Source organism: Streptomyces flavotricini (genome assembly GCF_020639365.1).
Classification (GTDB): domain Bacteria; phylum Actinomycetota; class Actinomycetes; order Streptomycetales; family Streptomycetaceae; genus Streptomyces; species Streptomyces flavotricini.
On record NZ_JAINUL010000001.1, the window covers coordinates 1,634,593 to 1,648,821 of the forward strand.

Annotated in this window: 14 protein-coding genes; 13 read left to right on the top strand and 1 reads right to left on the bottom strand. The window is 72.2% G+C overall.

The window, feature by feature from the left end:
* Positions 1 to 34: 34 nt before the first annotated feature.
* The 13 genes from K7B10_RS07655 (at position 35) to K7B10_RS07715 (ending at position 12,829) form a co-directional block, all read left to right on the top strand.
* Positions 35 to 1,516 (top strand): NUDIX domain-containing protein, encoded by a 1,482-nt coding sequence (locus tag K7B10_RS07655; RefSeq protein ID WP_308284559.1) that lies wholly within the window; start codon positions 35 to 37, stop codon positions 1,514 to 1,516.
* A gap of 54 nt (positions 1,517 to 1,570) precedes the next feature.
* Positions 1,571 to 2,869 carry a protein-L-isoaspartate O-methyltransferase family protein gene (locus K7B10_RS07660; RefSeq protein ID WP_229335194.1) on the top strand — a complete coding sequence of 433 codons (1,299 nt, stop codon included), beginning with the start codon at positions 1,571 to 1,573 and terminating at the stop codon, positions 2,867 to 2,869.
* A complete protein-coding gene (locus tag K7B10_RS07665; protein ID WP_229335196.1) occupies positions 2,866 to 3,267 on the top strand; it encodes a GFA family protein in 402 nt (133 codons plus the stop codon). The genes K7B10_RS07660 and K7B10_RS07665 overlap by 4 nt, the downstream gene beginning before the upstream one ends.
* A 27-nt stretch (positions 3,268 to 3,294) precedes the next feature.
* A complete protein-coding gene (locus K7B10_RS07670) occupies positions 3,295 to 4,101 on the top strand; it encodes a class I SAM-dependent methyltransferase (RefSeq protein WP_229335197.1) in 807 nt (268 codons plus the stop codon).
* Entirely contained in the window at positions 4,098 to 5,477 is a 1,380-nt protein-coding gene (locus K7B10_RS07675) for a phosphotransferase (protein ID WP_229335198.1), read from the top strand. Before K7B10_RS07670 ends, K7B10_RS07675 begins: the two co-directional genes overlap by 4 nt.
* Positions 5,478 to 5,515: 38 nt before the next feature.
* Positions 5,516 to 5,995, top strand: a complete 480-nt coding sequence (locus K7B10_RS41225) for a GNAT family N-acetyltransferase (protein WP_229335199.1) — start codon at positions 5,516 to 5,518, stop codon at positions 5,993 to 5,995.
* The gene (locus K7B10_RS07685) at positions 5,992 to 6,498 is read left to right on the top strand and encodes an NUDIX domain-containing protein (protein ID WP_308284560.1); all 507 of its coding nucleotides are present in this window, start codon (positions 5,992 to 5,994) and stop codon (positions 6,496 to 6,498) included. Before K7B10_RS41225 ends, K7B10_RS07685 begins: the two co-directional genes overlap by 4 nt.
* Positions 6,499 to 7,161, top strand: coding sequence for a M15 family metallopeptidase (locus K7B10_RS07690; protein ID WP_229335200.1), 663 nt, complete (start codon positions 6,499 to 6,501; stop codon positions 7,159 to 7,161). It abuts the gene before it with no gap.
* A gap of 31 nt (positions 7,162 to 7,192) precedes the next feature.
* Complete coding sequence (gene fxlM, locus K7B10_RS07695) at positions 7,193 to 9,565, top strand: methyltransferase, FxLD system (protein ID WP_229335201.1); 2,373 nt, start codon at positions 7,193 to 7,195, stop codon at positions 9,563 to 9,565.
* Positions 9,562 to 9,900, top strand: a complete 339-nt coding sequence (locus K7B10_RS40750; RefSeq protein WP_267501348.1) for an ATP-binding protein — start codon at positions 9,562 to 9,564, stop codon at positions 9,898 to 9,900. The genes fxlM and K7B10_RS40750 overlap by 4 nt, the downstream gene beginning before the upstream one ends.
* A 229-nt stretch (positions 9,901 to 10,129) precedes the next feature.
* Positions 10,130 to 11,089 (top strand): hydroxymethylbilane synthase, encoded by a 960-nt coding sequence (gene hemC, locus K7B10_RS07705; RefSeq protein WP_229335202.1) that lies wholly within the window; start codon positions 10,130 to 10,132, stop codon positions 11,087 to 11,089.
* Positions 11,086 to 11,976, top strand: coding sequence for a hypothetical protein (locus tag K7B10_RS07710; RefSeq protein WP_229335203.1), 891 nt, complete (start codon positions 11,086 to 11,088; stop codon positions 11,974 to 11,976). Before hemC ends, K7B10_RS07710 begins: the two co-directional genes overlap by 4 nt.
* A gap of 88 nt (positions 11,977 to 12,064) precedes the next feature.
* Positions 12,065 to 12,829: a PIG-L deacetylase family protein gene (locus K7B10_RS07715; protein ID WP_229335204.1), complete on the top strand. Its 765-nt coding sequence runs from the start codon at positions 12,065 to 12,067 to the stop codon at positions 12,827 to 12,829.
* A 797-nt stretch (positions 12,830 to 13,626) separates the two neighbouring features.
* Here the strand turns inward: K7B10_RS07715 and K7B10_RS07720 are convergent.
* Positions 13,627 to 14,052 carry an acyl-CoA thioesterase gene (locus K7B10_RS07720; protein WP_229335206.1) on the bottom strand — a complete coding sequence of 142 codons (426 nt, stop codon included), beginning with the start codon at positions 14,050 to 14,052 and terminating at the stop codon, positions 13,627 to 13,629.
* Positions 14,053 to 14,229: the final 177 nt, after the last annotated feature.

The following is a 14,229-nucleotide window of genomic DNA, read 5'->3' on the forward strand; positions in this document are numbered from 1 at the left end:
CGCCGACTCCTCCATCCCGCCGTCCCACCGACCTGTGAGGCTCCTCTTGCCGCCCTCCCGCTCCCACATCCGCGATCTCGTCACCGCCTACCTGGAACGGTACCCGGCTGAAGTGCCGCTGCTGGCACCTCTGTTGCGGCTGCTGGACGAAGACGCCGAGCCGACGAGCCGCTCGACCATGCCAGGGCACGTCACGTGCAGCGCGGTCGTCGTCGAACACGACCGCCGTGTCCTGCTCGTCCACCACAACACCTTCGGGCTCCTGCTGGCACCCGGCGGGCACGTCGAGGCAGATGATCGCTCGCTGCTGGAGACGGCGCTGCGCGAGATCCACGAGGAGGCCGGCATCCCGCCCGGCGCCCTGTGCGCCACCGCCGCCTACGGCGATCTGCCCATCGACATCGACGTCTTCGACATCGACGCCAACCCGACCAAGGGCGAAGCCGCGCACCAGCACTGGGACTTCCGCTTCGTCTTCCAGCTGGTGGACAGGGAGGTCAAGGTCACGGTGCAGCCGGAGGAGGTCTCGGCCCCGCAGTGGGTCGCCTTCGAGAAGGTCACGGCCCCGCAGCTGCGGGAGAAGCTCACCGCGTCCGGGCTCGACGGCCGCATCGAGCCGGTCAACGCCTCGGCGCTGATCCACGACGGGCACGGCCGCTACCTGCTGCACCTGCGCGATGACCTCCCCGGCATCTGGGAGCCCGGGGCCTGGGCCCTGCTCGGCGGGGGCCGCGAGCCGGGCGACACCTCGCTCGAAGACACCGTCCGGCGGGAACTGCGGGAGGAAGCCGGGCTCGAGCCGGGCGTCGTGGAGCCGTTCGCCGTCGAGCTCGCCACCGGTACCGACGGTCTGACCGTGCCGGTGGAGGTGTTCACCGCCCAGTGGAACGGCGATCCGGCCGGACTGCCGCTCACCGAGGGCGTGATGCTGGCCTGGTTCCACCCCGACGCCATGGAGCGCCTGAGGCTGAGCCCCTCCACCCTGGACCTCGTACGCCGACACGCCGAGCACTTCGGCCGCACCAAGGCGGCGCCCCAACGCGAGGCCCTCGGGCCGGACCGCCCGAGGGCGGGCAGCACCAGCGTTCCGCACATCGTCGGCGTCCACCTCTACCTGGAACGCGATGGCCAGGTGCTGCTCGGCCTGCGCCACCCCGGCTCCGCGTACGCCGGCGGCACCCACCACTTCCTCGCCGGGCACTGCGAGCAGGAGTCCGCGGTGGCCTGCCTGGTCCGCGAAGCGCAGGAAGAGGCCGGGCTGTGCATCGACCCGTCCGACGTCGAGCTCGCGCACGTGGTGCACATGGTCGACAAGCCCGGAGACCAGCCGAGAGTCGGGTTCGTCTTCCGCGCCCGGCAGTGGACGGGGACACCTGAAGTCCGAGAGCCGGACCGGTGCGTGTCCTGGGGCTGGTGGCCCGCCGACGCCCTTCCGGAGCCGATCGTCCCCTACACCCGAGCGGCGATCGAAGGCATCCGAGCCGGTCGTCCCTATACCGAGCTCGGGTGGACCTGACCGCCCCGCGCATCCCGCCCGCAGTCCCCGTGCCCCCTGCCCAAGGAGTTGTACGTGCTCGATCCCCTTGTCCCGCCCGCCCGGACCGAAGCCTCCCCTGAGGAGCGAGCGAGGGTCGCGCGGGCGGAGATGGTCGCCGGGCTGGAAGCATCCGGCCACCTCCGGCCGGGCCCGGTCGGGGACGCGTTCCTCGCGGTGCGGCGGGAGGTGCTGATGCCGCAGGCGTACGTGCGGCGCAGCCGGCCGGACGAGACTCCGCCGCGCTGGGACCTGCTCGACTGGGGAGTGCCCGCGGACCGGGAGGAGCTGCTCGGGCTGCTGTACGGAGTGGAGAGCGTGCTGGTCCAGCACGACGGCGAGCCGGTCCTGGGCCGGGTGCCGGCCCCGAGGTCGGGCGGGTCGATGACGGCCATGTCCAGCACGGCCGGGATGACCGTCGCGCTCCTGCAGCGCCTCGGACTGCGGCCGGGCCAGCGGGTCCTGGACGTCGGGACCGGTGCGGGAGTGACCGCGGCCGTCGCGTGCGTGATCGCAGGGGCTGCGGGGGTAGTCACCGTGGACCGGGACGAGCACGTCACCGCCGCCGCCCGCGAGCGGCTGGCGTTGCTCGGCCACCGGCCTACGGCCGTGACGGGGAACGGGCAGAACGGCTGGCCTGCAGGCGCCGACTACGACCGGATCTTCGTGTCGTACGCGATCCCCCGGGTACCGGAGGCCTGGCCGCAGCAGCTAGCCGCCGGCGGGCTGGCGCTGGCGACCTTGTCGACGTCCTCGCCGTCCTGGCCGGGCCTGGCGGTCCTCACCAGGACCGGCAGCGGGCGTGTTACGGCCCGTCTGGAAGCGGTGCGGCTCGGGCACCGGGCGGGCCACGGCTGGAGCCAGCTCTACCTGAAGCCCGGTCTGCGGGGCCGGATCGAGGCCGCGGACGGGGGCAGCACCCGCACCACGCACACGGGCCCACCACCGGATGATGCCCGCGGTCTGTGGCTGGCCCTGGACCACCTGCACCCCGGGCTCGTACGGAACTGGGCCGCCGACCACCTGGTCATCGGGGCCCCCGACTGCGGGTCCTGGGTCACTGCCCGGCCGGACGACTCCGGCACGTGGACGGTCACGGTCTGCGGGCCCCGCGACATCTGGGCGGAGATCCAGGACACCGCCACCCGATGGCAGGCGGCCGGATCCCCGTCCTCCTACCGGCTGCACCTCGAACCGGACGGAACCCAGTGGGTCAGCGCCGGCAGCGGGCCGGCCGAGTTGTCCTGGCAGCTGCCCGCCGCCCTCCAGCCGGCAGTGACCGTCCCGCCGCAAGCCCCCGAACCCACCCCGGCGCCGAAGGAGTCCACCCCATGACCTCATCCACCCCGGCTTCCACCACGGCCCGTTCGGGCGGCTGCCTGTGCGGGAAGGTCCAGTTCACGGTCACCGGGGAGCCCGACTACCCCCACACCTGCAGTTGCCGGGACTGCCAGGGCCTGTCGGGGGCACCGATGATGTCGTGGGTCTCCTTCCCGCTCGACGGCCTGGCCTGGTCCGGCGCCGAGCCGTCGTGGCACTACACGTGGCCGGACTCCAAGCGCGGCTTCTGCCCGTCCTGCGGCAGCCAGATCTGCGCCCTCGATGACGGCGCCACCAGCATCGCGGTCACCCTCTCCGCGCTGGGCAACCCGCCCGACCTTGTCCCGGTCAACCAGTCCTTCCGCGAGACCGCCGTCCCCTGGCTGCCCCAGGTCCCCGACACCCGCAGCTGAACGCCCACACCACGAGATCGGAGTCCTGTGTCCTTGTTCGACTCGGCGGACCGCTACTACGCCCGCTATCGCCCCCGACTGCCCGACCATGTGGTCCAGCTCCTGGCCCGGGAACTGGCCAGCGCGGCGGCGCCCACGCTGCTGGACCTCGGCGCCGGCACCGGACAGGTCGCCCTGTCCATGCTGCCCGCCCTGCTTCCCGCGGCCCACCTGGACCTTGTGGACCAGGACGAGGGGATGCTCCGCACCGCGCTCGACGAGCTCGAACCCCAGCTGGGCGAGCGCACCGCCACCGTGCACGCCGTCCCGGCCGAAAAGTTCACCCCCGCCCAACCCGGCTACCAGGCGGATCTGGTCACCTGCTGCCGGGCGTTCCACTGGATGGACCGCCCGGCAGTGCTGGCCATGGCCGACCGGGTGGCCGCGCCGCACGCCGCCGTCGCGATCATGGGCGACGGCAGCCTGTGGACCCACCAGGCCGAATGGACCGTCGCGCTCCAGGGCCTGATCCAGTCCCACCTCGGAGCAGAGCGCCGCGCCGGCGCCACCGGCACCTACCGCGAGCCCGGCCGCCGCTACGAAGACGACCTCGCCGAATCCGCGTTCAGCGACATTGCCGAGCACCGCATTCCCTTCAACCGCATGTGGACCCCCCGAAGCGTCCTGGGTTACCTGCGGTCCACGACCTTCGCCCGGCCCGACCTCTTCGCCGACCACGCCGGATTCGAGGACCAGGCCCAGCAGCTGCTGCTCCAGCACGCGCGGGACGGAGTGCTACACGAGGACGGCGTGTTCACCCTGCTGCTCGCCCGCCGCCCCGGGGAAGCCCGGTGAGCGGCGGGGCCCGGCACACGGTGCCGGTCGACGTCCACCTCATCCTGCGCCGCGACGGCGAGCGCGGACCCGAGGTGCTGCTGTCCCGCCGGGCCGGACCGGTGTACGCGTCGGGCCTGTGGCATCTGCCGTCCGGGCACCTCGACCCCGACGAGGACATGGTCGAGGCCGTCACCCGGGAAGCCCTCGAGGAAACAGGCGTACTCATCCAGGCGGAGGACGTGACCACGGCGGTCACCGTCCACCACCGCCCACCGGCGGGATCCAGGTCCCGTATCGGCGTCTTCTTCGACGTCCGCCGCTGGTCGGGCCGGCCTCGGATCATGGAGCCGGACCGGTGCGACGGCATGGACTGGTACCCACTGGACGCCCTCCCCGACCCGACGGTGGCGTACTGCCGAGCCGGTCTGGACGCCTACCGCGCCCATCTGCCCGCCGCCGTGCACTTCCAACAACCGGGCGACGACATCGAGCACCGGCCGAACGGCCCCCACCGCACCCGCCTGCTGAGCGGGCCGCCCGTCGGTGGGGTGGAAATGCCGTACGTGCTGCGGGTGTTCGCCGAGCAGGCCGTCGGCCGGATCGCAGAGGCGACGGAGGTGTCCTGGGTGCGCACCGGCAGCCGCGTATGGCGGCTGGTCGGGCCTGGGGGTGGCACCTGGTACCTGAAGCGGCACCGCGGCGCGAAGTTCCATGACCGGGAGGTCACCGCGTACCGGTCCTGGGTGCCGGCCCTCGGGCCGCGCGCTCCCCGCCTCGTCGCCGCCGACACCGCCGCGCGGGCCGTCGTCGTCACCGGGCTGCCCGGACAGCCTCTGCACGGCATGGTCCTCGGCGCCGCCGACGAAGCGCGCGTGCAGCAGTCCCTGGGCCGTCTCGTGGGCGTCCTTCACCGCAGCGCACCCGGGCGTCCCGCCGCAGCCGCCACGGCCGCGGACAGGATCAAGCGTCATCTGGACGGGGCTCGTCCGTACCTGGCCGACGGGGATGAGGATCTGGTCCTCGCCCTGGCCCGCGCCTATGCGGAGCTTCCGAAGCCCCTGCTCGTGCCCACGCACGGGGACCTGCAGTACCGCAACGTCCTGCTGGACGGCGACGGTGCACCGCTGCTGTTCGACTTCGAGCGGTCCGAGTACAACACCGCGACCCGGGACCTGGTGCGGCTGAGCGACACCTGGACCGGCCGCCCGGACCTGCGCGCCGCGTTTCTCGACGGGTACGGCAGAGCACTCACCCCCACGGAGGAGCTGCGCCTGGACTGCGAGGCCGCCTTCGACGCCATCTCCGGCATCGCCTACGGCACCAGCCACGACGACCCCGAGGTCACCGAGCGCGGCCACCGCACCCTGCGCCGACTCCGAACCCAACATCCATAGCCCGTCTTCATCTTCTAGCCGTTCGAGAAAGGACCCCCGTGCCAGAACCCCGCCTCGCCACCCCTGCCGATGCCGCCGAGATCGCCCGCCTCCGGTCGGAGAACATCCTCAGCCAACCCCTCGACCAAGCCTGGCTCACCACGTGCGCCGACCAGCTCGCCTTACGCCTCCAGGACGGCGGTGACGCCCGCGCGTACGTGATCGACTCCCCCGTCGGCGGGCTCGCCACCTGCGCCCTCGGACTGGTCCACGCCGTCCTACCCGCCCCCAAGTACCCCAAGGGCCTGGCCGTACGGATCCACGCGGTCGCAACCGACCCCACCCACCGAGGCCGCGGCTACGCCAAAGCCGCCCTCGCAGCCCTCCTCGACCACCTGGAACACACCGGTGTCACCCTGTACGAGCTGTACGCCAGCGACGGTTCCGCCCCGCTGTACGAGCAGCTCGGCTTCGCGGCCGACCCGGCACTCATGCGGATGACGCGCTTCCCCGCCGCTGTCGAAGGGAACGCGTCGTGAGCAAGCGGAAGTGGCTGCCTCCGGAGGAGTTCGCCGCGACGCTGCCGAAGGCCACGATGTTCGGGACCGTCTTCTTCACCGACGAGGACGACCGGCCCGTCCAGCTGCGTGCCACGTACTCCAGTACCCACCCCTGGCAGTGGCCGGGCGGCGTCGCCGAACCGGGCGAGCGCCCCTGGGAGACCGCCGTGCGGGAGTGCCGGGAGGAGACTGGCCTCCGCGTGGAGGGACCGCCGAAGCTCCTGGCCACCGTGTTCGGGCTGCCGGGCAAGGACTGGCCGCTGGCCACCGTCGGATGGGTTTTCGACGGCGGCCAGCTCACCTCCGGGCAGCTTGCGGGGATCGTGCTGGACCCGGACGAGCACGACGAGTTCCGTGCCCTGGCCGTCCCCGAGTGGCAGGGCCTGATGCCGGGACGCGACCACGCCCGGCTCGAGGCTGTGATGGCCGCCCGCCATGCCGGGATCCCGGCGTACTTCGACACCTGGGACTGGGAGGTCTAGATGAGCATCATCCTCATGTCCGACCCGCGGGTCGCAGCTATCCCGGTCGCGGACAACGGTGAACCCCTGGCCGATGTCCGCGGCGGCGGAAAACTCCTCCTCGATGACCGCCGCTCCGATCCCGCGTACGCCTTCGCGCACCTACGCTCCGGTGTTCTCGACCGGCTCCTGCAGGCACAGCTGCTGCTGCCCGAAGGGCTGCGCCTGCTCGTCGTCGAAGGGTTCCGCCCGCCGGCCCTGCAGCAGCGGTACTTCGAGGAGTACGCGGCCGAGCTGCGCGCGGCCCACGGCGACTGGCCGGCGGAGGAGCTGCGGGCGCAGACGAGCCGGTACGTGTCACCGCCCGACATCGCCCCGCACAGCGCCGGCGCGGCCGTCGACCTGACCCTCGTCACCTCGGACGGCACCGAGCTCGACATGGGCACCCGCGTCAACGCCAGCCCGGAGGAGAGCAGGGGCCGCTGCTACACCCTCGCCGACGGCCTCCCCCACCAAACCCGGCTGCACCGCGCCACCCTCAGCCGTGCGCTCACCGCCGCCGGGCTCGTCAACTACCCGACCGAGTGGTGGCACTGGTCCTTCGGCGACCGCTACTGGGCCCTGATGACCGGCAAGCCGGCAGCCCTCTACGGACCCGCCGCCCAGCACTCCGACCTCTCTTGAGCCACCCAACGAATAGGGAGCCCCGCACCGCATGAGCACCACGCACACCGCACAGGACTGGCACGCCCACTACGCGGCCGGCCGCGACTTCCGCCCCCTGAGCGACACCGAGAAGACCGTCCTCACCAAGCACCTGGCCCTGTCGGAAGGCGCCGAGGCGGCCCGGGCCCTGGACGTGGCCTGCGGGACCGGTGAGCTCGCCCGCTTCCTCGCCACCGCCGGGTACCAGGTGGACGCCGTGGACTGGGCCCAGTCCGCCGTCGACAAGGCCAGCGCGGCCTCGGACCAGGTCAGCTGCCACCACCTCGACCTGACCAGCGGGGACCTCTCCTCCCTCGCCCCGGCTGGCACCGGCGGCTATCGGCTGATCACCATGCGCCGGGCGCTGGCCCACCTGCCCGACCGCACCCGCACGGTTGCCGAACTCGCTGCCCTCCTCGACGAGGACGGCACCCTGTGCGTGATCACCCCGCACGCCGACCGACACCCCGAGGAGCTGCGCGGGATCTGCCTGGACGACACCGAGATCGACCTCCTCGCCGACGGCTGGCACCACACCGAGCGCGTCGAGGCCGGCGACCTCACCGTCCTGCTGCTGCGCGGGCCCAAAACCGATGCCGTCACCTACAGCGAGAAGCGGACCCCGAAGCCATCCGCGATGGCCGGCGTCGCCGTGGTGGTCACCAACGACCGCGGGCAGGTCCTCCTCGGCTGGAACGCCTCCCGCGCCGTGTGGGAACTCCCGGCCGGCAAGGTGGAGCCGGGCGAGGCGTTCGAGGCCACAGCGGTACGCGAACTCGCGGAGGAGGCGGGCCTGCACGCCCGGCCGGAGTCGGTGCTCCTTCTGGGCACGTTGTGCGACTCCACGCACGGATTCACCCGGGTCACCGAGATCGCCCGCATCACCGACTTCACCGGCGAGCCGACCGTCCGTGAGCCGGAGTTGATCACCCGGTGGGAGTGGCACACCCCCTTCGCCGTGCGAAACCTGCCTCAGCCGCTGTTCGCGGCGTCCGCGCAGGCCCTCAACGTGGTGTGGCCAGGCCTGCTGCCCGACGTCCCGCCCGCGCACCATACGCCCAGGCCCGCCGGAGGCGTGCCGCTGAAGTTCGGCGAACCGACCGCGGCGGTCCGGCTCCGCGAGCAGCTGGTCCACGACCTCACCGAGGCCGGCTGGACGGACACCCCGGAGCTGCGGCGGGCGTTCACGACGGTGCCCCGTCACGCCTTCCTCCCCGAGCAGTCGCTCTCCCGGGCGTACGCCAACGAGGCGGTGGCCACCGTGTACGACCAGGGCAGCGGGCGGTCGATGAGCTCGGTATCCCAGCCCGAGATGCAGGCGGTCATGCTGCACCGCGCCAACCTCCGGCCCGGCGCGAACGTGCTGGAGATCGGGGGCGGTGGCTACAACGCCTGCCTGATCGCCGAACTCGTCGGCCCTCATGGGTCGGTGGTGTGCATGGAGATCGACCCGTACGTGCACGCGCGTACGGAGCGGTTCCTGGCCGAGACCGGTTACGCAGGCCGGGTCCGGGCCGTCCTGGGCGACGGCACCCGCGGGGCCCCCGGAGAGCTGATCCCGGCGGACGGCTTCGACGCCATCATCGTGACGGTCGCCTCGAACGACGTTGCGCGGTACTGGACGAACCATCTCGCGCAGGGCGGGCACCTGGTCATGCCCCTGCGGATCGGCGGGTTCACCCGGGCCGTCGGCCTGCGCAACGAGGACCCGGCGCTGGTGTCCACGGAGATCAGCCCGTGCGGGTTCGTTCCCATGCAGGGTGCCGGCCGGTGGGACGAGACCGCGGCCCCGCTCGGGGACACTGGCTACGGCATCCGCTGGGAGGACACCCCACCTTCCGCGCTCGACGGCCTGGACCGCGCCCTGGCCGTGGGCGGCACCGAGCTGTGGACCGGGGTGACGGTGCGCGGCGGGGAGACGCTGGAGGACCTGCAGCTGTGGCTGGCCACCTCCCTGCCCGGGTTCTGCCGAATGGAGGGGGATCCGGACCGCCCCGGCCTCGTGCGGCTGCCGAAGCGGTCGGGCGCCGAAGCGATCGTCCTCGGTCGCTCGCTGGCCTGCCTGATGACGGAGCGACGTGAGCACGACGAGGCCGAGGGCACGTCCACGTGGGAGTTCGGCGTCCAGGGCTTCGGGCCGGACGGCAAGGCCGCCGCGGACACCCTAGCCGCCGCCGTCCACACCTGGGACCGCGACCTGCGGGGCCGGGCCACGCCCCGGCTGACGGTGATGCCCGCAGGTACCCCCGACTCCGCGCTCCCCGCCGGAGACGTCGTGGAGAAGAACGACTGCCGCATCGTGGTCTCCTGGCCCGGCCGTGACGAGGCTCCCGCCCCCGCCGTTGGACGGAACACAGCCTCAGGGAGGTCCGACGAGCAGTGATCACCTGGATCAACGGGGCCTTCGGCAGCGGCAAGAGCACCCTGGCGGCCGGCCTTCATCAGGCGCTGCCCGGTTCGGTGGTGGCCGACCCGGAGGAGATCGGCGACCTGCTGCGCCGCACCCTGGCCTGGCACCCCGGAAAGCTCCGCGACTACCAGGACTATCCGGCCTGGCGGCGCCTGACCACGGCCTACATCAGCGAGATCGCCGCGCACACCAGCGGTCACGTCCTCGTGCCCATGGCCGTCCCGCCTACGCCGCGGAAGTGTTCACACCCTTGCGCCGCTCGCCCGGGCTCGTCCATCTCGTCCTCCACGTCGAATCGGACGAGCTGAAAGCCCGGATCGACGCGAGCGAGGAGTTCCCGGGAGACGAGACCCGTAGCGAGGCCGTGCGTGCGTACCGGCGGCGAAGGGCGGTGGACTACGCCGCTGCCGCTGTGTGGATGCACGCCGACGGCCACGTCATCGACACCAGCGTCCTGCCGGCGCACGCGGTCCTCCAGGCCGCCCTCAGCCGTATCTCGCCCGCCCACCCCGTAACCGCCGATGGAGCCCGACCCTCATGACCAGCAGCACCACCCTCACCACCGTCCGGCTGGGGACCCGGCCCAGCCCCATGGCCCTGGAACAGACCGACCGCTTCGGCGACGCCTTCCGCGCCCGCTACCCGGAGGCGGTCCTCGACATCGTCGAGATCGTCTCCGAGGGCGACCGGCACCGCGGCCCGCTCTCGGCGATCGGCGGGAAAGGGGCCTTCACCCGCAACGCGGACCGGTACCTCCTCGACGACCTCGTCCAGGCCACGATCGCGTGCGCCAAGGACGTACCCGGCCCGCACGACCGGTCCCCCGGCATCATCATCGGAGCGGTCCTGCCCCGAGAGGACACCCGCGACGCCCTCGTCCTCCCCGCCGGCCATCCCGCGGCCACTCTCGCCGAACTCCCGCCCGGCACCAGGGTCGGGACCAGCGCGCCTCGCCGCTCGGCCCTTCTCAAGGCTCTCCACCCGAAGCTCGTACAGGTACCGATCCGCGGCAACGCCGACAGCCGGCTCTCGAAGCTGGACGAGGGAACGCTCGGCGCGGACGTGATGATCGCTGCCCTGGCCGGGCTGCGCCGCCTCGGCTATGAGGGCCGGGCGTCAGAGATCCTCGACCCCACCGTGTGGCTGCCCGCGGCCGGCGCGGGGACCGTGATCGTCGAGCACCGTGCCGACGACCCCGCCACCGGGGAGCTGCTCGCACCCCTCACCCATGGCCCCACCCGGATCCTGCTCGACGCCGAGCGGGCCGCTCTCGCCACGCTGCAGGGCGGGTGCCTGACGGCCGCCTCCGCCCACGCCACCCTCGACGCCGCGTCGGGAGTCGTCACCGTGCACGCCGCCGTGCTCGACCCGACCGGCGGCGCCCCTCTGCGCGCCTGCGCGTCCGGCCCCTCGACGTCAGCCCATGAAGTCGGGCAGGACGCAGGCCGACAGCTGCTAAACGCCGGAGCGGAGCGTCTTCTCGGACGGTCCGCATGACCGATTCGAACGCCCGGCAGGCAGTATTCGCGCCACCAGCCCAGACGTCCGACCAGGAGCGGATGCGAAGTCGGCACCAGCAAGCTGCCCGTGCCTTCTCCGTGACCGCGTCCGGGCCGGAAGCCTGGGGGTGGCAGGGCCGAACCCTGGGGCGCCGAGCCGGCCGGTGGTGGCTGCGGCTGGTCAGTGCTCCTGCCGACAAGCGCAACGCCCGCCTATGGGAGGGCACTGCCGCCGCGGACTCCGCCCTGCCCCGCTCCGTTCCCCGGCCTCGCCTGCACGACGTCACCGAGTGGACCGACGACGCCATCGCTTACCGGGCCGAGCTGTCCGAGTACATCTCCCAACCGGCGCTCCAATCCGGCGGACCGGTCCTGACAGGCGAGGTAGACCTGCCCCGCTCCTGGTGGGCAGACCTACGCAACGCACTCGCTGCCACAGCGACGGTGCCCACCGACCGGCAAGCCGTACGGCAGCAGTGGATCGACCGCAACTTCACCCGCTTCCTCGGCACCCCGGTGCCCACGATCGCTACCTGGACCACGGGACACGGGGACCTCCACTGGGGCAACCTCACGCCGGAGCCCCTCGTGATCCTCGACTGGGAGGGGTGGGGCCTGCTCCCCACCGGCTACGACGTGGGCCTGCTCCACGCCTACACCCTCCCCCAGCCCGCCACGGCCGGCCGCATCCGCAGCGAGTTCGCCCACGTCCTCGACACCCCCGAGGGACGGATCGGCGAACTCGTCGCCCTCGCTCAGCTTCTCCAGGTAACGAGCCGCGGCGCCCACCCCGAACTCGCCCCGCACCTGGCCCGCCGAGCTCAGCAACTCACCGGCACGCCCGTCCCAGCAGCCACCGGCACGGCCGGAAACACCGACCGCTGACGGCCCACCCACGACATCTCGATGCTGCGGCCCGCACACAACCGTGAGGGCCGGCACCGGCACCGGCACCCCAACCGAAGGAGAAGCCGTGTCGCTTCCCAGCCTGCTCGGCGTCTTCGCACACCCCGACGACGAGGCCCTCTTGGCCGGAGGCGTTCTCGCGCAGCACGCCGCCGCGGGCGCGGCGACCGACGTCGTCACCGCCACCTGGTCCCCCACCAGCCACCGGGCGCCCGAGCTCGCCGATGCTCTGGCCGTGCTGGGCGCGGGCGAGCCGAGGATGCTCGGCTACGCCGACGCCCGCATCCCCGACTCCGCGCCCGGCCGGGCCCGGCTGTGCGACGCTCCCATCGACGAGGTCGTCGAGCTGCTCGTCGGGCACATCCGCGCCGTGCGCCCTCAGGCCGTGGTGACCCACGACGCCTACGGCCAGCTGACGGGCCACCCCGACCACGTCCGCACCCACCAAGCGACCGTCCTTGCGTTCCACGCCGCCGGACTTGAGCACCTCCACCCGGATGCCGGGGCCCCGTGGCAGCCCGCGGCTCTGTATGCGGCCACACACCCGGTCTCGGGGGTGGGCGAGCTCGGACCGCTCTTGGAGCGGGTGGGGAAGAAGATCCTCAGCGTTCCGGACAAGCACGCCACCGCGATGGTCGACGTGAGCGAGTGGCTCGAGCAGAAGTGGGCCGCGATCTCGGCTCACCGAAGTGAAGCCGCCAAGGAACGGCCACTTCCCGGGATCCTCTCCCGCCTCCCTGCAGCGGAGCGGGAGTCGATCATCTCGACCGAGCACTTCACCCTCCTCGCCACCCGCCCCGCACCCGCCCACCTACAGCAACTGGTCTTCTGACCGGCACAGCGGAACGCAACCGCGCACTCATCCGCAACGGAGAGCAGGGGATATGACCATACGTCTGGCGAATCTCAACGCCTACAAGCTCGCCCCTGCCACCCGCCACAGCAGCTCCTGGACGGCCCGGGGCACCGCCACCGTGGGGGGTGCGCGCCGGCCACCCGCACGGCATGGCCATGGCGAGCGGGCTGGCGAGGCCATCCAGGAACACTTCGGCCGCGGGTACGGGTTGGGCCTGGACGGCGCTCTGCGCGGTCCAGGCCAGCCGTGGTTCCAGGTCTGCGTCGAGGAGGTGGAGGCTCGGTGGTGGGTGAGGAGTGCGAGGGCGGCGGCTTCGTTGGCGGCGCGGGCCGGGTCGCTGCAATGCTTGAGGACGTACGGCTCGCGTCCGCCGATGTACCAGACGCTGTTGGCCTGGCCGGTGCTGATTTCGGTGCGCCTTCGGGGACGACGCGGCAGTCGATCGTCGCCATGGCGTCAGGCGAGGTCGCCGAGATAGCGGGTGGGAAGCTCGGCGTGCGCGAGGTCGGCAATCAGGGGGGCGCAGGCCCTGGGGCAACAGGTTGATGCCGGTCACCTTCGCCCTCGGGCCGGCACCCGGTGATCTTCCGGGGCACCGTCGTGGTTGGCGCCGATGTACTCACGCAGCCACAGCAGAGGCTCGGGGGTGACGTCCAGGCCGGCCTCCTCGTGGACCTCGCGGCCGCGCTGCGGTAGAGCATGGCGCCACGTACGAGGGACCGAACCTGACCCGCCACCCGTCCCACACCTGGCAGGCAAGCCAGGGCGATGGTTCAGCTGCCCACTGCCTGGGGGGTGTCGGCGTAGCTGTTGAACACTTCGAGCTCATCCTGCTCGAAGCGCCGGATGCCGCCGCGGATGGAGTCGTAGCCGGCCACGACCGCGGTCGCGGTGGCGTAGACGTGATCGTCGTCCTTCACCTCGAAGTGGAAGGTGATCGACACCCGCTTGACGTCGGTCACCCAGGCTTCGATACGGACCGGGGTCTCCCAGGCCTCAAGCGGGTACTGATAGCGGATGCTCTGCTCGCGCAGGAGGAAGTTGCGGGCCAGTCGCTCGGTGGGATCGCTGGGAACCAGCATGCTGAACATGCGCATGCGGGTCTCTTCCAGGAGGACGCCGTAGCGGCTGGAGTTGAGGTGTCCGTTTGCATCGAGGTCCGACCAGCGAACGGGGCAGTCGTAGGTGTACCGGGACACGGTGGCTCCTGAAGGGCTGTGGGATCTGCCGCGCCTCTGAGGCGCCCGGCCGATCCGAGGACGGACTGGCGCAGTCGTCGCAAGAGAAGCGGTTCATGGGCGCGGCCGTCCGGACGATCTCTGCTGCCCGGATGGCCACGCCCCGGCCCCCTGCCCTCGCACGGAGACGGCGCCAGC